General features: G+C 46.1%; 17 protein-coding genes. 7 read left to right on the top strand and 10 right to left on the bottom strand.

Translation table 11 applies throughout. The features are described from left to right. Positions 1-17: 17 nt before the first annotated feature. The gene (locus QUA47_RS05760) at positions 18-437 is read right to left on the bottom strand and encodes a hypothetical protein (RefSeq protein WP_333430026.1); all 420 of its coding nucleotides are present in this window, start codon (positions 435-437) and stop codon (positions 18-20) included. Between the two features lie 558 nt (positions 438-995). On the opposite strand from QUA47_RS05760, the gene QUA47_RS05755 reads away from it, so the two are divergent. Next, the gene (locus QUA47_RS05755; protein WP_333430025.1) at positions 996-1,580 is read left to right on the top strand and encodes a hypothetical protein; all 585 of its coding nucleotides are present in this window, start codon (positions 996-998) and stop codon (positions 1,578-1,580) included. A 262-nt stretch (positions 1,581-1,842) separates the two neighbouring features. On the opposite strand, the gene mnmA is transcribed toward QUA47_RS05755, so the two are convergent. Continuing rightward, on the bottom strand, positions 1,843-2,934 hold the full coding sequence (mnmA, locus tag QUA47_RS05750; RefSeq protein WP_333280780.1) for a tRNA 2-thiouridine(34) synthase MnmA: 1,092 nt from the start codon (positions 2,932-2,934) through the stop codon (positions 1,843-1,845). Between the two features lie 123 nt (positions 2,935-3,057). Between mnmA and QUA47_RS05745 the strand changes: the two genes are divergently transcribed. Next, positions 3,058-4,710, top strand: coding sequence for an NAD(P)H-hydrate dehydratase (locus QUA47_RS05745; protein ID WP_333430024.1), 1,653 nt, complete (start codon positions 3,058-3,060; stop codon positions 4,708-4,710). A gap of 268 nt (positions 4,711-4,978) precedes the next feature. Next, on the top strand, positions 4,979-5,509 hold the full coding sequence (locus QUA47_RS05740; RefSeq protein WP_333280774.1) for a peptidoglycan-binding protein: 531 nt from the start codon (positions 4,979-4,981) through the stop codon (positions 5,507-5,509). Between the two features lie 510 nt (positions 5,510-6,019). Here the strand turns inward: QUA47_RS05740 and QUA47_RS05735 are convergent. The 4 genes from QUA47_RS05735 to QUA47_RS05720 form a co-directional block, all read right to left on the bottom strand. After that, positions 6,020-6,493: a TerB family tellurite resistance protein gene (locus QUA47_RS05735; protein WP_333220319.1), complete on the bottom strand. Its 474-nt coding sequence runs from the start codon at positions 6,491-6,493 to the stop codon at positions 6,020-6,022. Positions 6,494-6,607: 114 nt separating this feature from the next. Beyond that, positions 6,608-8,509: a M61 family metallopeptidase gene (locus QUA47_RS05730; RefSeq protein WP_333430023.1), complete on the bottom strand. Its 1,902-nt coding sequence runs from the start codon at positions 8,507-8,509 to the stop codon at positions 6,608-6,610. Continuing rightward, positions 8,506-9,186, bottom strand: coding sequence for a Crp/Fnr family transcriptional regulator (locus QUA47_RS05725; protein WP_333430022.1), 681 nt, complete (start codon positions 9,184-9,186; stop codon positions 8,506-8,508). The genes QUA47_RS05730 and QUA47_RS05725 overlap by 4 nt, the downstream gene beginning before the upstream one ends. Positions 9,187-9,347: 161 nt before the next feature. Beyond that, positions 9,348-10,232 carry an inositol monophosphatase family protein gene (locus tag QUA47_RS05720; protein WP_333430021.1) on the bottom strand — a complete coding sequence of 295 codons (885 nt, stop codon included), beginning with the start codon at positions 10,230-10,232 and terminating at the stop codon, positions 9,348-9,350. Positions 10,233-10,549: 317 nt separating this feature from the next. Between QUA47_RS05720 and QUA47_RS05715 the strand changes: the two genes are divergently transcribed. Then, positions 10,550-11,602 (top strand): glycosyltransferase family 4 protein, encoded by a 1,053-nt coding sequence (locus tag QUA47_RS05715; RefSeq protein WP_333430020.1) that lies wholly within the window; start codon positions 10,550-10,552, stop codon positions 11,600-11,602. Positions 11,603-11,891: 289 nt separating this feature from the next. Here QUA47_RS05715 and QUA47_RS05710 read toward each other — a convergent pair whose 3' ends face one another. From QUA47_RS05710 to QUA47_RS05700, 3 genes are all read right to left on the bottom strand, one after another. Continuing rightward, positions 11,892-13,817, bottom strand: coding sequence for an alpha-amylase family glycosyl hydrolase (locus QUA47_RS05710; protein ID WP_333430019.1), 1,926 nt, complete (start codon positions 13,815-13,817; stop codon positions 11,892-11,894). Positions 13,818-14,485: 668 nt separating this feature from the next. Continuing rightward, positions 14,486-15,349, bottom strand: a complete 864-nt coding sequence (locus tag QUA47_RS05705; RefSeq protein ID WP_333402929.1) for an Npun_R2479 family HD domain-containing metalloprotein — start codon at positions 15,347-15,349, stop codon at positions 14,486-14,488. 330 nt (positions 15,350-15,679) lie between these two features. After that, on the bottom strand, positions 15,680-15,889 hold the full coding sequence (locus tag QUA47_RS05700; protein WP_333430055.1) for a Mo-dependent nitrogenase C-terminal domain-containing protein: 210 nt from the start codon (positions 15,887-15,889) through the stop codon (positions 15,680-15,682). A gap of 461 nt (positions 15,890-16,350) precedes the next feature. On the opposite strand from QUA47_RS05700, the gene QUA47_RS05695 reads away from it, so the two are divergent. Next, a complete protein-coding gene (locus tag QUA47_RS05695) occupies positions 16,351-17,166 on the top strand; it encodes a cobyrinic acid a,c-diamide synthase (protein WP_190663493.1) in 816 nt (271 codons plus the stop codon). 159 nt (positions 17,167-17,325) lie between these two features. On the opposite strand, the gene QUA47_RS05690 is transcribed toward QUA47_RS05695, so the two are convergent. Then, the gene (locus QUA47_RS05690; RefSeq protein WP_006631735.1) at positions 17,326-18,369 is read right to left on the bottom strand and encodes an AI-2E family transporter; all 1,044 of its coding nucleotides are present in this window, start codon (positions 18,367-18,369) and stop codon (positions 17,326-17,328) included. A 419-nt stretch (positions 18,370-18,788) separates the two neighbouring features. On the opposite strand from QUA47_RS05690, the gene gshA reads away from it, so the two are divergent. Together gshA and QUA47_RS05680 are read left to right on the top strand one after the other, a co-directional pair. Then, positions 18,789-19,940, top strand: a complete 1,152-nt coding sequence (gshA, locus tag QUA47_RS05685; RefSeq protein WP_333430018.1) for a glutamate--cysteine ligase — start codon at positions 18,789-18,791, stop codon at positions 19,938-19,940. 240 nt (positions 19,941-20,180) lie between these two features. After that, on the top strand, positions 20,181-20,642 hold the full coding sequence (locus QUA47_RS05680) for a tRNA (cytidine(34)-2'-O)-methyltransferase (RefSeq protein WP_190663490.1): 462 nt from the start codon (positions 20,181-20,183) through the stop codon (positions 20,640-20,642). Positions 20,643-20,874: the final 232 nt, after the last annotated feature.

Genomic DNA, 20,874 nt, shown 5'->3' with positions numbered 1-20,874 from the left:
CTATTAATATCTTCTGTTTAACTTTGACATACAAAATCGTAAGTTTCTCTACTCCACTGGCGGCGACGAAGTTTAAATTTTTGCCAATTGTGATAGATTTTATTAAAATACTCGCTAGAAACTAATTCTTTTCCTAACTGACGGTCTGTATATACCAGGGATTGAAAGTTCGCGTCAATCTTAGCTTCTAAATCTGCTATCGTATCTTGCGGGCTTAAATTTGTATTTAAAGGCTGATAATTTAACAGTTGAAGTTTTGGTATGTATTGCCTCAACTGGCGGGGCGGGCGCAGGTATTCATTACCGTAAATTTCTTTTTGGGCAAAATCAACCCTGCTATTAATTTCGGAAATCAGCAGGTACATGACTAAGGTTAACGGTATTGCAAATAGAAAACCGATTAGGGTAAATTTTTGAGGATAGCTCAATCGATTCATTAAATGGATTCCCAGGGATTTTCTACTCATAATCGATAGATTTAAAAAATATTGAACTAAAAAACTAACGTTTGCTACTAAAGTATTTCCCGGGACTAGGGCTCTAAAAAACAATAATGCTAATACAATTAATCAGCGATAGCTAGCTAAGTTTATAATGCGTTTCCGTCCTGTAGCAACAAGTTCTGTGGCATCCCTTTCATCTCGTCGGCTCAGCTCGCCTACCACAGTCTAAAACACCTTTAGCAGTTTTGGAACGATGAAAAGTCATTCGTGCTGAGATTGTGGGACACAATTAGAGGAGTTTAAGAATATTTACTTAAGCATAAATTTTTCTTAATACCCCGAGACAAAAAGTAAAAATTAAGTGATAACTGGGTAGTGCAAGTTTCCTGAAACACAACTGCCGGCCGCGAGTAGGAAATACTTGGGCCGCACCAGCAGTCAAGTTAGTTCTGCACAAAGGAACTAGCAGCATCAGCAAAAGTGCCTAAATAAGTATCTGCAGTTGAGTGTTCAGGAGCGATCGCGCATTGTGTAAAGTGAGGCAGAGGGCGTATGATGAAAAGAATCTCCACAAATAAATTTCCCCAGAATAAAAACCGAGACCAAAAGCAGCCCAATCCTGTAATCTTGGCTTTGGTGCTGACAGGAATTCTGGTATGGGAAATGTATCCGGCGCTAAGACACACCGCTGCGGCGAACGCGGGCGCTCTCAAAGATTCCCTTGCCCAGTTGGATAAGCAACAGCAGCAAACCGCGCAGCAATTTTCCTCAGCAGCGCTGCCCCCAAAAATCAGCTATTCGGTATTGGCACTTAATACTCTAATTTCCGAACCGGGCAATTTGGCCGAGGCTACACGCCAAAATCCCCCGAACAAATTGCCCGCAACCGTAGCAGCAGCCGTTCGCCAAGAGTTGTCGGATTCCACTGGCATTGCTGCTGACAAGTTGAAAGTAACGGAATCGAGCGGACAAAGTTGGCCGAATACTTGTTTAGGACTCTCGAAAGCAGATGAAATTTGCGGTCAAATGATTGTCGAAGGTTGGCGGGTTGTGGTTTCTGATGGTAGGCAAACTTGGGTTTACCGTACTAATGCTAGGGGAAATATCTTGCGTTTGGAAAAAAAGTCAGCTAGGTAAATGTACCCCTGTGAAATGAAATATAAGTTTCATTTTGGGACAGGCTTTTGGGCCTGTTCCACAAAGAGTGAATTTTCTGGTGGGAAGTTTGTTGTGGGCTTCTGGGAACAGGCAAGATGCCTGTTCCACAAAGAGTGAATTTTCTTGTTGGAAGTGTCTTGTGGGGTGGGCTTCTGGGAACAGGCAAGATGCCTGTTCCACAAAGAGTTAGTTTTTTTGTGGGTGGTTTGTTGTGGGGTGGGCTTCTAGCCCGCCCCTTGCCTTAATTTGGGAGTTGGTTTCTTTCGATGATGCCGCCGCCCAAAAGCACGTCTCCGTCATACCAAACAGCCGCTTGTCCGGGGGTAATGCTCAACTGCGGTTCGTCAAAAATCAACTTAACTCTTGTACCGCCGGCTTTTTCCTCTGCTTGGGAGGGTTCCACAGGAATAATTGTAGCGGGGACGGGGTGCGATCGATATCGAATCTGTACCTGAGCCCGAATTGGAGCCGTGGGCGCAGCCACAGAAACCCAATTCACTTTCTGGACAGTACACTCAGATTCTACTGCCAACTGTCGATCGCCCACAATTACCCGATTGCCAGCAGCATCGAGTTCAATCACGTACAGCGGTTCCGGTGCAGCAATCCCGAGTCCCTTCCGCTGGCCGATAGTGTAGTGGTGTACGCCGTCGTGCTGTCCGAGCACCCGCCCAGACTTGTCCACAATGTCACCCTTTTGCGGCGCAATGTACTTGTCCAGAAAAGCCCGCATCGAACCGTTACTTTCCACCAAGCACAAATCCTGACTTTCCGGCTTATCAGCAGTTTTCAGACCAAATTCCGCCGCAATTCTGCGAGTTTCTGTCTTGGTAATTCCCCCCAAAGGAAACTCCGTACCCGCCAACAAATCCTGTGTTAGATCGTACAAGAAATAAGACTGATCTTTCGCAGGGTCGATCGCCCGCAGCAACTGATAGCGACCCGTAGCAGCATCGTAAGTAATGCGAGCGTAGTGCCCTGTAGCGATTTTTTCAATTCCGAGTTCTTCCCGAGCATACTTAAGCATTGGCCCGAACTTCACAGTTTTATTGCACTGCGAACAAGGCAGAGGTGTAACTCCTGCACTGTAACCCTCCACCAAATAATCGACAATACTTGCCTGAAAGACCTCGCGGCTGTCAACAATGTGGTGGGGAACGCCCAAATCTTCGCAAATTTTAGCGGCATCGACCATTCCCTCAGAGCAACACTGACCTTTGCCCTTCATCAACCACAGCGTTAAACCCACCACTTCATATCCCTGATGGTGTAAAATTGCGGCTGCTGCGGAACTATCGACCCCGCCGGAGAGGCCTACAACAATCTTGTTCATGGTTGGGGAGAAATTGCTATTTTACTGTTACTTTGTTCGATCGAGCTAATTCATTGTAGCACTAAAATACTACAAACTGCGACTGCTGCTGTTAGCTGAAAGCTTACCACCACTGTAATCGAAATGACTATTCAAAAATTTGTTGTGACCGCCGACCAAATGCGGCAAATAGAAACGAGAATCTTTGCTGCTGGAATGCCAGTCGCAGCTTTAATGGAAAAAGTCGCGGGACTCATTGCTAGACGCATTCAGGCGCTTTTGAAAGCGGAAGGAAGTTCGGCAACGGGCAGTGTACGGGATTTAACGGATAGAAGGAAAAGGGAAGAAGGAAAAAATCTTGTTAATTCTCAATGGCCAGTTATCGGCGTATTGGTTGGGCCGGGACACAACGGCGGCGATGCTTTGGTTGTTGCCCGCGAATTGCACTTTCAAGGATTCCAAGTAGTTATTTACTGCCCCTTTTCTAAACTCAAAGAACTAACAAAAAATCACGCTGATTATGCGCGTTGTTTAAATATTCCATTTTTTGACAAAATTGAACCGCTGAAAAACTGCGATTTGCTTGTAGATGGTTTATTTGGCTTTGGGTTAGAACGAGAAATTATTAACGCCACTGCCGCAGCCATTGACGAAATAAATAACTTAAATATACCAATTTTAAGTATAGATATTCCCTCGGGAATTCATACAGATACCGGAGAAGTTTTGGGAACGGCTATCCGGGCAAAACATACATTATGTTTGGGTTTGTGGAAAATGGCATTTCTGCAAGACAGAGCATTAGAATATATCGGCAGTTCCGAATTAATTGATTTTGATATTCCCGCAGCAGATATTGCAGCAATATTGGGCGAAACGCCAGCACTCCAACGCATTACAACAGCCTCGGCAACTCAGCATTTGCCGTTACCCCGATCGCCCATTTCGCACAAATACACCAACGGTCACTTACTAATTATTGCAGGTTCCCGCCGCTACAGCGGAGCAGCAATTTTGGCAGCATTGGGAGCAAGAGCTAGCGGCATCGGAATGCTGTCAATTGCTGTTCCTGAGTCGATTAAAGCGATGTTGAGCAGTCAGTTGCCAGAGGCATTAGTTATAGGATGTCCCGAAACCCAAAGCGGTGCAATTAGCGAGTTGCCAGTAGCAATTGATTTGAGTTCTTATGATGCGATCGCCGCAGGGCCAGGTCTGACATTGGAAGCGGCAATAGCTGTAGAATCTGTACTGGAGAGCGATCGACCTCTGGTTTTAGATGCTGACGGTTTAAATATCCTCGCTCAACTCGGCACAGTCCCGATTTTGTCCGAACGTTCAGCACTGACAATTATCACGCCTCACCCGGGGGAATTCAAGCGTTTATTTCCCGACTTAGCGGATCTAACGGGCGAGGATCGAATTGCTGCAACTCAAGCAGCAGCTCAGCTTTGCGGCGCAACGATATTGCTCAAGGGAGCAAAAGTTTGCATAAGTTGCAAGGAGGAGGGCGATTCCCTACCGGATAGCTACGCTTCACGTACCATCACCTACCTCAATCCCGAAAGCACCCCAGCCCTCGCCAGAGGCGGCAGCGGCGACGTTCTGACAGGCTTGTTAGGGGGACTATTAGCAACAGCGATCGCCCGCAAATCCCCCCTCCAATCAGTTGCTGCAACAGCAGCTTGGTGGCACGCCCAAGCCGGAATCATGGCTGCCAAAGAACGGACGGAATTAGGAGTAGATGCCTTTACTTTGACACAGTATTTAATTCCAACATTGCGAGAATTTGCTGAGTAAACAATCAACATGAGTTGGTAGGGTGCGTATCCCGCATCTTTGTATTGGGTAGGTGTCCACCGCGCAGCTTACCCCTTGGTTTGTATTGACAACGAAAGCCCTCATAAAAATATTACAACTTGCATTCCTTACGACAAACCAACGGGTAACTCAAACGAGTGACACTCACATGAGTGACACTCCAAGAAGTGACTGTGCATCCACAAATCCCACCAGTTATACCTGAAATATCAAAGACCAAAACTTAAATGTTGAGAGGAACCACATTATGTACACCGAAGAAAGAAGCTTGAACAATGAAACTATGGCTCTCGTCGCCGATACTACTGCTCAATCAAGTCTTGCATTTGCTGAAACCACGGGAGTAAACAAACCCACTTTACAAATGGGTTCAACAGGTCAAGCTGTCAAGGAACTACAACAGCTTCTATATCATTGGGCATATTATTTCGGGCCGATTGACGGTATTTTCGGCGTCCAAGTTCAAAACGCCGTCAAAGGCTATCAACACCGCGTCTTTTTAAAAGAAGATGGGATTGTGGGTTCTATCACTTGGGAAGCACTATACTCTGGTGCACCTGTGAATATGCCGATCGTCATGAAGGGCAGTTCTGGTAATGCTGTTAAAATTGTTCAGAATGTCTTGAAAATCAATGGATACTATTTCGGTTCCATTGACGGATTCTTCGGGGCGATGACAGATGTAGCAGTGCGGCAATTACAACTGAGCAACGCTTTACCGCAAGATGGAATTGTCGGCTATAGAACTTGGCACGCCCTCAGCAAGTTACCGCACTAATGACTGGTTGGATGAATATCTATTCCGGTTACACGAGCGAGATGACGGTTGACTAGGGGTCGAAAAACTGAATAGTTGAGTGTTGACTGTTGACTCGATTTTATTATTCCGATGCAACGGGAAACGATATTACTTTCAGTGAGCGCCCAAAATCGGTAGATAAATTAGGGATTTAGGCTTTGCCTAAGTCCCTAATTCTCGTTAAGGGGAAGGCAGTACACGGGAAGGGCGATCGCCAATTATATTACCGTTCCCGGCGATGAAAAATATTCTTAACCTTGCCGTGTTTTTTGTTAGTATACCCTAGGAAATTGGGAGTCACAATCCGGTTTATTTCCCTTCTGATTTAGTTGTAAATAGTTGCACTCAGAAAATTATTATTCCGATACTTACCTAACAAGACTTAGGCATGGGGGGCTTATTCCCGGTTTCTACGAAAAATTCCAGGTTGAGTAACGAGAAATTTAGGAATCAACCGGGTTTTTAAGCCAAGCGCGCGCAAGTCCAGAACTAGCCTTTGATGAATTTTTCTAATTTGTGAGCCATCTTCTCTACAATTCCCTCTGAAGTATCTGCAGCCGATGATTCAGCTTCAATACGCTTGACCGCATCCTCTGAAAGATTCAGCAACTGCACTAATTTTTGATAAGCAGCAGCTTCTTCAGCGTTAATTTTTGGTTCATCAGGAGTGCGAGAACTAGAAGAAATCACTTCATAGCCGAGTTGCAGGACTAATTCCCTTTCCTCTTGAGTTTCTAGTTGACCGATCAACTCGTCAAGGGGGATATTTTGCATGATGTAATCCCGCAGTTCTTGTTGCATTTGTTGTCCGTCGCTATCTGGGGCAAACAAACCGCAAAAGCGATCGAGCATTAAATCAACTTCTTCTGTCGCGAGTTGGCCGTCAGCCCAGGCCATAGAAGTAACAATCCTCAGCAGATTCATCTGGCGGGGTGTAATTGATGGAGGAGGTGGGGTTTGCATAATCAAAATTGGTAATTGGTAATTGGGAATTGGGAATTGGGAATTGGGAATTGGGAATTGGGAATTGAGCCTGATTCCTTCTTGTCTTTTCTTTCCCGTTCCTTTTTATTTATGTCACAATTTCGATAGAGGAACTCCCAGCCATCCAGTAAAGTTTTGTTTCTGAATAGCGGTGGGCTGTTCCACCGGCACGATCGAGTAACGCGTCGGCCGCGGCGGGGCGAGAGTAACACGACAAGTCCGCAGTTCGTCTTGGTGAAAAACCGTCACCTCTATTGTGTCCCCCGGCTGATAATCTTTAAGCCTCTCACTCGCTTGTTCTGCATTTACCCGAAAACCTTCGATCGCCAGCAACTCGTCCCCAGCATCAATTCCAGCCAATTGTGCCGGAGATCCTACTTCGACAAATTTCACCATTTCCCGCCCGTTTTCCGCTCCCAACATCCAACCCATGCGAGGCGTTTGGTCAATTTCGCCTGCGATGAGTTCGAGCCCGAAAGGTTCCAGATACTGGTTGTAAGGCAACTCTTCTGTGCCGTCAATATAGCGCGCGAAAAAGTCGCTCAAATCGATGCCGGCGACGGACTCGATCGTACTTTGCAACTCTTCGGGAGTAAAGCCTATTTCTGCCGGCAGCGAAGGAGAATTTAACTGTCCGTTTGATGTCAGATGCGCCGACGTGGCGTCTGTTTCCGGCTTCTGTTCAAAATCGTCGTTTTTACTCGAATTAGCATTGCCAAACTGCTGCCACATCAAACGCATCACATCGTCGAGCGATCGCTCGTTGCCGTGTTTGGCTCGAATCAACAAATCGAGCAAAAACGAAACAACTTCCCCTTTCAAATAATAGGAAACCTGCGAGTTGTCGCTGTTAGCATCCCTGCGATAAAGTTTAATCCAAGCATCCCAGCTCGACTCACTGACCGGCTGCACGCTCCGCCCCGGAGTCGTCTGCAAGCGAGTGATTTCCTTAGCCATACTTTGGAAATAACCTTTCACGCTGTAGATACCAGCTCGAAAAGGAATCACCAAATCGTAATAACTGGTCGTGCCTTCAGAAAACCATAAAGAAGGAGTGTAGTTCTCTTTTTCGTAGTCAAATACTTCCAGAGCTTTCGGTCGAATGCGCTTGACATTCCAGAGGTGAAAAAACTCGTGAGCCACCAACTGAATAAAGCGTTCGTACTTTTCCTTAGCCCGAAAATTAAAACGGGGATAGTTGAGAGTGCAGCACTGCTTGTGTTCCAAACCACCAAAACCCGAGCCGGACAAATGCAGGAAAAACACATAGCGTTCGTAAGGCAAACCGCCGAACATTTTTGCCTCGACTTCGATAACTTTTTGGATGTCTCGAATCGCGCGCTCGGGTTCTAAATTGCCTTTTCCCCAAACAACTAGCTGGTGGGATTTTCCCATCACTTCAAAATCGTAGACTTCGTGACAGCCAATCTCAAAAGGACTGTCTGCGAGAGTGTCAAAATCCGCTGCAGCAAAAGTAAGATTTTGCCCGGAAACAGGCGGCAAAGCAGTAACTGTGCGCCATTCCGGCTTCGGCGGCACAACTGTCACGGTGTAACAGTTGCGCTCAAAACCGGGCAAGAAAAAGCACAAAGCCGCCGGATTGAAATAACCGTGAGTCGAGTCTAAATGATTGGTTCGCACTGTCAGTTCGTTGGCAAAAATACGGTAGCGAACCGTGACATCTGACACCGAATCGGTCTCGATTTGCCAGTGATTTTTGCTGAGCTTGCGCCAAGGTAAAGCTCGATCGCCCGCCTGGGAGCTAAAATCTTGCAGGTGGCGGGCGTACTCTCGAACCAAGTAAGAACCGGGAGTCCAGACAGGCATTTTTAAATCCAGAACCGGCTCCGACCAACCTTGCACGCGCAAAGCTACTTCAAAGAGGTGGGATTCAGGATTGGGCATCGCCACCGAATATTGAATTGTCGGTGCTGTTAGTTGCCCCTGACAATTGTCGGCAGCGGACGAGGTATCCAAAGAAGTAACATCAGTCATTGACTTGCCAAATTAATCAAGTGCTTGAGGTTGATCAAATGGATAGTTTGGCGGTCTGGATCGATATTGATCCAACCTTTACTATCGAGTTTTTCCATAATTTTGCTGGTTTCATCTAGGGTGATATCTGTGACATCCGCTAAGTCTTCATAAGGAATATTGAAGATATCTTTGCCCTCAGCAGTTTTGTGACCGTAGTTTTCTGCCAGCTCGACTAAAGTATTTGCTAGTTTAACCGCTGGCTGGCGGTTGCGGAGTTGATAGCGGTGATTGGTTTGGCGGAGCCGCCGCACCATCAGTTGCAGCATCCGGTGGTGCAATTGCGGGTCTTTAAACAGGGTTTGGATAAATCGCTGAGCTGTGACGCTCAGCAGCCGCACCGGCGAGAGAGCAAGTACGTCATTTGAGCGGGGAGATTCGTCAAGAATTGCCATTTCGCCGAAGAACGCGCCCCGTCCTAAAATAGCCATTGATACAGCTCGATCGTTTGACAAGCGCCGGACTTTTACCCAGCCAGACACGACAAAGTAAATCGCGTTGCCCCAAGAATCCTCCATCACCACAGCTCGGCCCGGGGGATACTCATGCTTGACGGCATTTGATAGCAGCCCTCCCAAGGTTTCTGGGTTAGCACCCTTAAATAGAGGGAATAGCTCACTGAAAGCTTCTGTCTTCATGCAAACTCGCGGAGGTGGGAAATATGATTAGGCGACACCCAAGAGCTAGGGAACGATCGATGTTTGGGAACACAAACAATCTGTTGCTCCTTTAATTGATGATAAGGGTGCAGAGGCCCGGTTCACGTAACAATTGGCAGATTCTTTAATCTTAAACGGGTTTACAAGCCTGCCACTGCCTGTTGAACTTTGCCCAACAGAGGTTCTATGTATTCCGGCCAGCCGATCGCGATTGACTGCGTGTGAGCCAGAGTCTCCGGCTCGATCACATCTTTAGTCCACCTCAGCGGTTGACCTTGCATATCGCAACACACCAATCCGGCTGCTTTTGCTAAAGCCAGAGGGCCGGCGGTATCCCACACTTTAACTCTGCCGTTGAGATACAGGTACAAACCAGCTCGACCGAAGATAACTTCCATCACTTTTAAGCCAAAGCTGCCCAGCGAGTAAAATTCTGCTCCGGGGATGCTTTGGGCGATCGCCCGGGCGTAGTTTTTTTGGTCTTTGTCTCCGAGAACAATTTTACAATTTTCCGCTGTCGGAGCCGGGGGTTTGCACAGCGCGATCGGCTGCGGCGCTTGGGTTCCCACAGTTTGGAACAATCCCCAATCTTTGCCCCCAAAATACATTTGGTCAAAAGCCGGGGCGTAGAGCCAGCCGGCCACCGGTTCCCCTTCCAGCAGCAGCCCCACCATCGAAGCGTAGTGCAGTTTTCCCCGAATAAATTCTTCAGTCCCGTCGAGGGGATCGATGCACCAGAGGCGCTGGTAATTGGCCCCGTAAGCTGCTCTGGAGGTGGCGTTTTCCTCGGTGATCCTGCCGTCTTCAGGAAACAAAGCGCTAAATGCTGCCGATAGTTGTCGGTCTAGGTATTGATCGATACTCGTCACGTAGTCGTTGGGCCCTTTCTCGGAAACTTCAAAAGGTTCGGCTGCTAGCTTGTAAGCTTCTTGACCGCACTCGCGCATGGTGTAGCGAATTTTTTGATCTTGCTCTGGAGAAATATACATGAGGTTAAACATAAATTCTTTAGCTAACTTCAGCATAAAAGCTTAAGTCCTTGGAATCGATCGGTGCGTTTCACTGTTTTTGATTCGTACAGGATTTGCGCGCGGGTGTCCATAAACCCGGTTTCCTAACCGTGAGGGCCGTTGCTATACAAGCCCCAGACAGGATTCGTGGAACTCACAAAAATTTAGACATGAGGGAGAACCCCCCAGATTTATCTGTAGAGTCAAATCTAAAATCTAAAATCTAAAATCTAAAATTGATCGATCGAAGCAGCACGTTCAACAGCAGACGATAGAATCTTCTGAGGTTAGATAATTTGTGGCAGCACCTGCATAATTATAAGGAGAAGAGTTTGAAATACCATTTGGCATTAGGTCGCAAAATAGACCTAGATGGAATTGACCGCGATGCAAAACTCGGCAAATGCCCTCGCCACGTCCTGCGAGCTCTCAGAGACCGCTTAAATGCCACCGTTCATGCCCCAGATGCCGAAGCGATCTCGTTGAGCGACAAGCTGCGATCAAAAATTTCTTCTAAACCCGAACATTGGGCCGCGGCGCGCAAATTGTCCAAGCAAGTCAGCAGCGACGACGTGATATTTTGTACGGGCGAGGACATTGGGATTCCAGTGGCGGCGGTGTGTGGCCAATTGCCCAAGCGCCCGAAAATTGTAGTATTTTTCCACAATATCGATCGGCCGCGCGGCCGCGTCGCCCTGAAACTATTCGGTTTGGCTGAAAAAATTGACCTATTCATGGTCAACGCCCGCCCTCAAACTGACTTCGTCCGCAGCTATTTAGCTATACCTGAATCGCGCATTTTAGTGCTTCTAGAACAGACAGACACCCAATTTTTCACACCGGGTCCAGTTTCTGGCGATAAAAAACGGCAAACAGTTGTTAGCGTCGGATTAGAAAAGCGCGACTACCGACTCTTAGCAGCAGCAACTGCTGACTTAGATGTTGACGTAAAAATTAGCGGTTTTTCTAAAGATGCCAAGGCTTTATCGAAAGCTTTCCCCGATACTATGCCAGAAAATATGTCCCGCAAATTCTACGAATGGCCAGATTTACTGCAGCTTTACCGCGATGCAGACGTAATTGCAGTTTGTTTGGTAGACAATAAATATGCTGCTGGATCTACGGGTTTGCTGGAAGCAATGGCCTGCAAGCGACCCGTCGTCATTACTCGGACTCAAGGTATAGTCGATTATTTAGCGACCCCGGATATTGCCAAAGTTGTAGATGTGGGAGATGCAGCAGGTTTGCGCGAGGCGATCGTCCATTTGCTAAAAAATCCTCAAGAAGCTGAATCTCAAGCGCAGCGGGGCTACGAAATGGTTGTGAACCAGCACAGCAGCGAACCTTATGTCGATGTTTTAGCCCAGAAGTTGCGATCGCTTTAATAAAAATGTAGGGTGCGCCTCCGCGCACCATAACTCACGTCCGGAGGATGCACAATGCACACATTACTGCTATACATAGAAGGTCAAAATATTGATTATCTAAGTCATCTTTAAAAAGTAATGAGTTATGAGTTGCAATTAGGAATTCAATCTCACAGCAGTTATGCACCCCTACTCAATCAACTGGGTTTTTAAAACATAATCGAAAGCCTGAAACAAGTATTTTCGTCCATCCAACCCGGTTGATGCACCCATGACTATCTTACTCAACACTCAAAACTCAAAACTATTAAGACTCCCGTCCACTCGCCCACTTATCCCGCCATTTCACCGTCCCTTCCGAAACTAAAACCCAGCGGCGACAAACCAGATTTTCTCGCAGTGGCGACTGTCCTTCCCGTAGCAGCGCATACTTATAAGAAATTAATTTCCCCGCACTTTCATTAAAAGGAATTTCCCCAAACCAAGTATTAGTATTGATATACTCCAACGGGTAACCCTTACTAATATCCCAATTCCCCAACTCAGGACAATCTCCAATCACCACAATTCTTTCCCCAGGCTGAGTTCTAACGCTGTTAAGCTGCGCCCGCACAATAGTTTTCGCCTTAACTCGCTCTCCGACGCGACTAAAAATCATTACTTCCCGCGCACCCAGCTCTAAATTGTACAGCATCCCATCTTTAACTTCAAACTTACGGCGCGATAAAACTTCCGTATGCTCTCCATCAGGCAGCTCAGTATCAACCTCTGTAATTGTAACAGCATTGCCACGATTCATCGCTACAAACACCACCGAATCGCGATAGCGGCGCACGTAACAATAAACATCAGCAGTTAGATATTTTTGCCACTGACTCCCCATCGAAATAGCTGGATTCAGCCGCCGCAATCCCGACAGCAAACGCACAGCTCGGTAAATTGGCGAATCCGTATCCCACTTTTCCATCATCGGGCGGTTGTAGGGGTCATTTCCCCCATCTGTATCATCATGCAGATACTGTTCGGTGCCGTAATAAATGCAGGGAATGCCGCGAGTCGTCATAATTAAACATATCGCCAACAGCAGCATTTCTGGATCGGGATTCAACGACTGAAACCTCGGCATATCGTGGTTGTCAATAAAAGTAATCAACTCCGTCGCCCCGTAGTAGCGGTGATCCAAATTCAGGACATCTTGGATTAACTTAAATCCTGCGTCGGCACCTTTCCCCAATACTTCTCGAATTGCCACGCACAGACCAAAATCTAAAATAGTCATCCCCGACTCGTTGACAAATTCCACAGAACGATCGTTTCGAGGATCGCTGTAAATCCATTCGCCAAAAATGAAAACATCAGGTCTATGTGCTAAAATGTCAGCATTAAATTCTTGCCAAAACCAAATAGGCATATGCTTAACTGTATCAACCCGCAAAGCATCAACGCCTCTGTCGAGCCATTGTTTAATTGCTGACTTAATGTAATTGCGGTAGGCAATATTGTTTTCGTTAAAAGTTGCTAAACCCGACAGTTCGCAGTTTTGGACTTGCCATTCATCTTCCCAGTTTGTGACTTCGCCGTAGTGGTGATACCAGTTATCTTCATCGTCGTTAAAGTCAGCTATTTTTACGCCGTCGTCGTAGAGTTCCCCTTTTTTACCACTAAAATCTGGGTTGCTGTGATTGCAGACAATATCGAGCACGAGTTTCATGTTTCGCTGGTGCAACTCGTGTACTAACTTATCAAATACCGTATCTTTACTTTCTTGTGTTTGGTTAATAGAAGGATTGTCGTCTGTGGCAATGAAACGGGGATTTAGTCGCTTGAAATCTTTAGTCCAGTAGCCGTGAATAGCAGCTTGTTCGACAAATAATGCTTCTACTTGCTCAAACAGCGGAGTCAGCCAAACTGCGGTAACACCCATATCTTTTAAGTAGTCGAGTTTGTCGATAACTCCCTGCAAGTCGCCGCCCCAATATTTGCCCCAATCTTTCCCTTCTGGATCGTAAAGTTCTGGGTTTGGGCCTTCGTTATTTGCGGGGTCGCCGTCGTAAAAGCGATCGACTACAATGAAATAAATTGTTTCTTGGCGAAATTCAATGTCTCTGGTGTAGAGGAATTCTAAATCGATTTCGCTTTCGGGCTTCACTTCTTCTACCAGAGACTCAATTTTTTCTTCTGCTTCTGTAACTTCGTATTGAGAGGAAGTTTGATTGGGACTGACTGGTGTCATGAGATGTATTTTTTTATATTGTAAGATTGGTCAGTTATTGGGAGCTCAAGTCGGAAATAACTTTACCCTCGGACTGACTTTTACAGCATCATACGGAATTTACTCGTTTAAAGAAATCTTCCTTTAGAGGGAGGGCAGACTCATCCTTAAGCATTAGGTAGATGAGAGTTAATATTTAGCGGAATTATCAATCCAAGAGGCAGAGCCTCAAAAACCTGCGCTACCAGGCTAAGCCTGGTAATGAGAAAAGGTGTACTAATTGTGTGATCGTCCTTTTTTCCTTCCTTTCATTCCTCCCGCAAATTTGGGATATCTTCAACCCTCAAACCAGTTGTTTGAGTAATGCTTTGATTGTCAAGTAGATTGAGAAGTTGCCTAGAAATTTCCCGAGCATTTTCTCTCATTCCTTGCTGCATTACTTGCTACAATTCCTGTTGTAATCATTGTGCAAGTCGTTTATCCTCACATCTTGCACCATTCTGGCTCGCACAGGCTTTCGAGCCGGTTCGACAAAGAGTTGATTTTCTTGTGGGTGGGCAGGAGATCCCGCGCTGAAAGGATTATTGAGAATGGTGCAACATCTCAGCTATCCTGACTATGCAGCAGTATTTAACTAGAGCGATCTACTTATCCCAAAAAAGAGCGATCGCCCGGCATCTACCCAAGCCCTAGCTAACTACAGCCACCGCAGACTCTGGCACCTGAGAATGCTCCACCCGAAACACATTTGCACTTAAATTAGCAACTACTTGTTTCCCCTGCTGTGTCAGTTCCAAATAGCCGATCGCATCCTTCACATACCGATAAACCACATTCCAATAAAACTTCGGATAACCATCCCGCAACTCCCCCGGATTTTGATAGCCCAAAATCAGATTCTGCCCAGTTTCTTCAAACTCGTAAAACAGCGCAGCAATCTTTTGCAAATATCGCGGATCGCTCAACTGACCAATTAAATCAGCAGCGCGAACTAGGCCCGGATAATTTACCGTATCTTGATAATCTTTATCGGCCGGAACCGGGAAACGAGTTAGCTCAATATTACGCTTAACCAGCTCAGCATCAATCAGTTTATGACCGCCAAAACGCTCGTCAATAAACATTTTTCCGCGATCGACATGATAATTCATCAAACTAGCATCCGTCGCCCCCGGAGCCAGCGTTAATTTCAGGTCGCCTATTCCCGTCGCATACAGTCCCAAATCTGTTCTATCTTGTCTGCAAACACCTTTAACATACCCGATATCGTGACATAGCAAAGCAATGTGGAAGTGCAGCCAATCTTCGCAGGAAACACCCCCTTCGCGGATGTGCTTCCCACCCAGAATTGCTTGTCCCACCAAGGTTACTAAAATAGTGTGTTCGACATTGTGGTAAAGAGCATCGCTATTAGCAATATTTTCTAACGCCATACTCGCCACCCAAGCAATAATCTCTCCATAGTCAGATTTAAACCCGCCATAAGTGTGGCGGTAGCCTTCAATCAGGCGATTGACAAAAGCCTTAATCAGCAGTTCAGTTGCGTTAAACATATTCACTTCCCTGAGTCCACGTAAATTATTAAATTATTTTTATAGTTATTGTTTTTGCTGCTACCGTTTGATGTTATTTTTGGCTTAAGCGCCACAATGGATACCCGCTCCTATCGAGAGGCATCCATTGATATTATCAACAATTATGGCTTAAATTATGGCTCTCGCAACTACCAGAGCGACATACCCCATAAATAATTGATATCAAGGGGCGATCGAGGTATGACACCCCTCAATCAGCAGTACCGTGTTACATCTTCCGCGCATACCTCAGTCGATTTTAGATTTTAGATTTACTCCACAGATACATCTGGCGGCGGGAACTAGGATCTAAAATTTTGGGTTACTTACCACTGTTGTCGGAAACTTGTCTCTGTTTTGGCTGACCCCGCCCAAAAACGAGAGCGAGCGAAAGCTTAACCCCATTAATTCCTCATACACAGGATTAAGCTTGCACATAGGCGGTATGTAGAAAAGATGGTGTCCCCATAACGGAATATCTCTCTCACAAGAACAGCGGGCGAGTATAAGTTGGCACACCACGGAGTTGTTGATGGCTCTCCCACGGCAATGCTATCAAGCCACTGTCGCCCTGGTTGCACGAGGCGGGCGGGGCGAGCGCGAAAAGTTAAGTCTTGGCACTGATTTTTCGGGAAAATACTTGTAGTCAAATTCATGATCGATCTCAGTAATCATTACTAACAAAAACTTATGAATCACCCGACTTAATCATCAACGAAACCCGCTGTTGCTCCAGTGACGTGAATAAGTTTTATCCGTGACACTCGCCGCCCCCAAATGTGATGCGAAGAGCTAGCATTTGTGATTTAAAATCCGCAAAAGTGTGAGACAGATCACGCCCGCTATTCCATACATAATCTATATTTAGATAGATGGCAATAAAATAAGACACAATAACTTGCAACCCTCCGTCGCAGCTTCCCCCTCCCATAATCTGCGCTCTACTGCTCTTTATACTTACTAATATAAGGTTTCAGGCAATGATTAAACAAAAACATAAATATGCCGACCTTGCTCAACTCCCCCACACAGATACCGTGTTCCAAAAACTCCCTGTAGAAGTTAAAGATTGGGCCCAAAGCTTGCCCTGGAACCAACGGCGCTATGTCCTGTCCCTCTGCTACATATTGTGTGCATCTACTCCCGACTTGCAAGCAGAATTTTTAGATGATTATACCGCCGACGGTTTAGTCTCAAAAATGTTTGAAGATGTAGATACTCTACACCGAGTCAAAGAGTATTTAATCAGATTTCGAGTCAAAAAACAATTAAACGAATCAGATTTAAGAAGCTACATCAAACAATTTTATATCCACTCATCTCAACAATCGCGGCGAGAAACTGACCAATATTTAGAATCTGCACTCCGCTTCGTCTTGAGTACAGAAGAACGCAATAATGTTTTTAACTACATTTTGGGCTTTGAATTTATTAAAATTGTGTTTCAAATGAGCTGGTTGCAACACGAAAGATTAGCGAGACTGCAAAAAAATCAGTCCCAGTTTATTGAAACCTATATCAAGCCGATTCAACACGCACACAGAATTAATGGCATAATTCTACCGAAAGATGAGAGAATTTTTTTTGCCAGACGCACTTATTACGTTCAACTGCCTAACATTTCCTACAGAAAGCTCATTGAGTTAGTCATGGCAACTTTTACTACAGAAATGGTGAGTAATTGCGGATTTTCTATCAGCCGCCACTCTCAAGCTCTGCGCTTTGACTGCGATTACATTTACGATCCCGAACCAGAAGAAGAAAGATTTCCTACCGACTTGCAATTTATTCATTAATTTTAGGCAGTAAGGTGTACCCTACATTGCTTTTTTCTCTTTAGTTTTAGTGTCGCTTGCGGCACAGGAGAGTTTTTTTTGAAGCATGGGACTTCTACGGGGCAGGTTAAGACCGCATTTTTCAGCCGGATTTGATATAAAATACGATAGTGGTATCAATTAACCTTCCGCTTGCATTTCTTCAATGTCAAACCAGCTAACTATCACTCCCGCTAGGGGAATAGCCAGAAATATACCTAGAAGTCCTGCAGCTCTCGCCCCCACTAACAGTGCAAAAAATACTACTACCGGGTTGAGGTTAAGCGAATTTTGCATCAGTCTCGGATGAATAAAGTTGTCTTGAATTTGCTGCAAAACAATGCAAGCTGCCAATACTTTTAAAGATAGCCACACATTTTGAGACAATACAATAAAACAAACTAAGCTAATGCCCAGCGTCGCTCCGATCCCTGGAACTAAATCAAACAATCCGATAATAAAGGCTAAAATCAAGGGAAATTTCACATCTAACAGCAGAAAAATTAAAAAACTTGCTGTTGTCAAAAATAACATTAACAAAATTTGGGCCTGAAAAAATCCTAAAAAGTTTCGCTCTATTGTTAAACTTAAACGCCTGTGCAGGTGTCGGGGTATAAATTTGAGAACCAACACCCACAGCCTCTCTCCATCAAGTAACATGAAAGAAGCCACGACCATAATTAATATTAAATTCAATAAATTGGTTAAAAATACTTGTAAAAAAGCAATACTCGAAACAACTCCTGCCAAAGCTTGATTTCGCAGTTGTTCCTCAATAACTCGCAGGTTAACTTGCAGGTTTCTCGCCCGCAGGAATGTTTCCAGGCGCTCGGACAGAGGCGCCAGAGCATTCAGAAATTCAGTCATGCTGTCAATTAATTGCTGCCCCTGAGATAAAAGAGTGACGCCTACCGTGACGGTGAGACCGCCAAAAACTAAAATGGTGAGCAAGACAACGAAGGCGACAGCTAAACTTCGCGGTAAAAATCTCTGGAGAGTTCGCACCGGATAGTTGAGCAAAAAAGCCACGAGGGCAGCAATGGTGAAAACCGCGACTGCTGTTTCAAAGTAAGCTAAAAGTTGCAGTCCAGCCCAACCAGAAGCAAATAAAAGCAAAAACCGGACTAAGGCTAAATTGCTTAGCATATTCCAAAAATTGGGAGGGGTTCTTTCTTGCTCTTTCACAGGGATTTTTAGGGGTTAATACTAGAGCTCAAAAATATTGCAGAGCCCTCTTTTAGAATCGCACTTAAGATATATCTGCGGCTATCCCCCTCAAGGCAGAAAACAGATGTCGAACTGAGGTAGGAGTGGTTTCTATTCACCATAAGTTTGATCGTCACGAATACCCAATGAAACACGCTCGCGATCGAACAAACAGCCTTTCTGGGTCTAAAACGGCCTCGGAAACTCTTTGCGATGGCAGTATTGGTCGTGGCAGCCCGATCGCAACTAAAACACAAATGCTCAAAGTTGCCGGCCCCGAAAAACCGGGTTTCAGGGCCAGTCGCGAAAAATTTCAACTCTGCCTCGTGGAAGATAGTAGGAACAGGTCAATTTTTGGGATACTTGAAACTAGCACTCAACTTAGCTGAGGAACAAACGTGCTGCTATCAAAAGGCTTTGAAGTAGAAATGTATACCGGTACTCCCGAAGGTGAGGTTGTCGGTCTCTCCGATCGCATAGTTGCCGATCTAGACGGATTTGTCCGGGAGCCTGATAGCCGTAATGTGGAGTATACGACCGCCCCGCTGTGCAGCTACGATCGCCTGTTGTGCGCCTTAGTCAAGCCGCGAGTCCGGTTGCGCGAGTATTTAAAACAATTGGGCGACTATACTTTGCTGCCGGGAAGTACCCTGTCTCTCGGAGGTAGCGATCGATTTTACAGATCCGATCCCAACAACCCCTACCACACCTACATCGAGCAAACCTACGGCACCAAAGTCGTCACCGCCAGCATTCACATCAACATCGGCATCTCCCAACCAGAAATGCTGATGCGGGCCATCCGCCTCGCCCGCGTCGAAGCACCGCTATACCTGGCCTTGAGCGCCTCTTCCCCCTTCCTCGACGGCGAAGTCACGGGCTATCATTCCACTCGGTGGGGTTTGTTTCCCAAAACTCCCGCCATCGTTCCCCTGTTTGAAAGTCACAAGCATTACATTCAGTGGACTGAAGAACAGCTAGAACTCGGCACCATGCAAAACGTCCGCCATTTGTGGTCTGCCGTGCGGCCCAATGGCGATCGCCGCCCCTACTGTCTCAACCGCCTCGAACTGAGAATTTGCGACCTCGAAGTCAATCCTCTGGCTTTGTTAGCCATCACTGCCTTGCTAGAAGCTCGCATCTGGCAGATGATGGAAGACCCCAGCTTAGACCCTTTAGAACTCAGCACCTTGCCGGCGGCCACCCGTAACGAAGACTTAGTGGCCCTCACAGACGCCAACGAAATTGCTGCATCCCGGCAAAGTTTGGATGCGGAACTCACCCATTGGCAAGACGGCAGAACTATTCTGGCACGAGATTGGATTGAGGAAATTTACCGCGAAGTGTGGCCTATAGCCAAAAAACGCGGCTTTAGCTGCTTTCTCTCGCCACTCAAAAAGATTCTCCGGGAAGGCAACACGGCGCAGCACTGGTTGAAGCTACACGAGGGCGGTTCGGACACCCGCAGTATTATTCTCCAAGGAATTCAGGGGATGGCTCACCAAGAATGGGAGCTCGAAGACAACTTGTGCGCCCAGTTAGCTGCCTGAAGTACCCGCAGTTATTATAACGGGGGCTTTCACTAGCCCCCTGGCTATGCGTACTCAGCCAATAATACAAATAGCCCGAACCTCCCTGAAAAAAGTTGCAGAGCGACGCCCAAAAACAAATCAGAATATTTAATCAATGGAGTTCGACAAAGGTTATAAATAAAAGCTATAAGCTAGATCTACCTTTGGGTGGTTGGAGAAATTTCTCAAGAGCTGTATTTTATCCTTTTAATTAGCTTCATGCCCCAACTTGTCTTGATTCACCCGCAAATCCCCCCGAATACTGGCAATATCGCCCGCACTTGCGCTGCCACAGGCACGGAACTGCATTTAGTCGGCCCCCTGGGGTTTGAAATTAGCGATCGCTACCTGAAACGGGCCGGCTTAGATTACTGGCCCTACGTCAATCTCCACTGCCACGAAGACTTAGCGGCTTTTCAGGCCTGTCGGCAGCAGCGCGGGGGACGATCGATCGGATTCAGCACTGGCGGGCGATACAGTTACGCGCAATTCCAATTTCAGCCCAGCGACTGGCTGATGTTTGGCTCGGAAACTGTAGGCATTCCCCAATTCGTCTTGGATGCCTGCGACGCCACACTTTTTATTCCTATGAGCCAGCCTGGAGTCAGGAGTTTGAACCTCTCCGTCAGCGCCGCTGTGGGTTTATTTGAGGCTAAACGACAGTTGGGCGAGCTGGGATAAATCATTATCAACACATAAATATATAGATATTTAATAGCTGCCGCAGGCTGGCAAATCTTCTTTTAAATATAAGAAATTTGTATCAAAGGGGTGAAAATCTAGATAGCAGACATTAATATATTTTATTCATTCAAAAACAGATTGTTATCAGCAACACCAAATGACTGCCAAGAGGATTCAGCAACAAAAATAAAGAATTTTAGCGGTTTAGGGTGTGAGCGAGCGCCAGCTT

It is taken from the genome of Microcoleus sp. MON2_D5 (genome assembly GCF_036701905.1).
In the GTDB taxonomy this organism is placed as follows: Bacteria; Cyanobacteriota; Cyanobacteriia; order Cyanobacteriales; family Microcoleaceae; genus Microcoleus.
This window is presented reverse-complemented; position numbering and strand designations above follow the sequence as displayed.

What these genes read in the sequence shown, in the direction of transcription:
- QUA47_RS05760 (WP_333430026.1), bottom strand. Translation starts at nt 437, where the DNA reads ATGAATCGATTGAGCTATCCTCAAAAATTTACCCTAATCGGTTTTCTA.
- QUA47_RS05755 (WP_333430025.1), top strand. Translation starts at nt 996, where the DNA reads ATGATGAAAAGAATCTCCACAAATAAATTTCCCCAGAATAAAAACCGA.
- mnmA (WP_333280780.1), bottom strand. Translation starts at nt 2,934, where the DNA reads ATGAACAAGATTGTTGTAGGCCTCTCCGGCGGGGTCGATAGTTCCGCA.
- QUA47_RS05745 (WP_333430024.1), top strand. Translation starts at nt 3,058, where the DNA reads ATGACTATTCAAAAATTTGTTGTGACCGCCGACCAAATGCGGCAAATA.
- QUA47_RS05740 (WP_333280774.1), top strand. Translation starts at nt 4,979, where the DNA reads ATGTACACCGAAGAAAGAAGCTTGAACAATGAAACTATGGCTCTCGTC.
- QUA47_RS05735 (WP_333220319.1), bottom strand. Translation starts at nt 6,493, where the DNA reads ATGCAAACCCCACCTCCTCCATCAATTACACCCCGCCAGATGAATCTG.
- QUA47_RS05730 (WP_333430023.1), bottom strand. Translation starts at nt 8,509, where the DNA reads ATGACTGATGTTACTTCTTTGGATACCTCGTCCGCTGCCGACAATTGT.
- QUA47_RS05725 (WP_333430022.1), bottom strand. Translation starts at nt 9,186, where the DNA reads ATGAAGACAGAAGCTTTCAGTGAGCTATTCCCTCTATTTAAGGGTGCT.
- QUA47_RS05720 (WP_333430021.1), bottom strand. Translation starts at nt 10,232, where the DNA reads ATGCTGAAGTTAGCTAAAGAATTTATGTTTAACCTCATGTATATTTCT.
- QUA47_RS05710 (WP_333430019.1), bottom strand. Translation starts at nt 13,817, where the DNA reads ATGACACCAGTCAGTCCCAATCAAACTTCCTCTCAATACGAAGTTACA.
- QUA47_RS05705 (WP_333402929.1), bottom strand. Translation starts at nt 15,349, where the DNA reads ATGTTTAACGCAACTGAACTGCTGATTAAGGCTTTTGTCAATCGCCTG.
- QUA47_RS05695 (WP_190663493.1), top strand. Translation starts at nt 16,351, where the DNA reads ATGATTAAACAAAAACATAAATATGCCGACCTTGCTCAACTCCCCCAC.
- QUA47_RS05680 (WP_190663490.1), top strand. Translation starts at nt 20,181, where the DNA reads ATGCCCCAACTTGTCTTGATTCACCCGCAAATCCCCCCGAATACTGGC.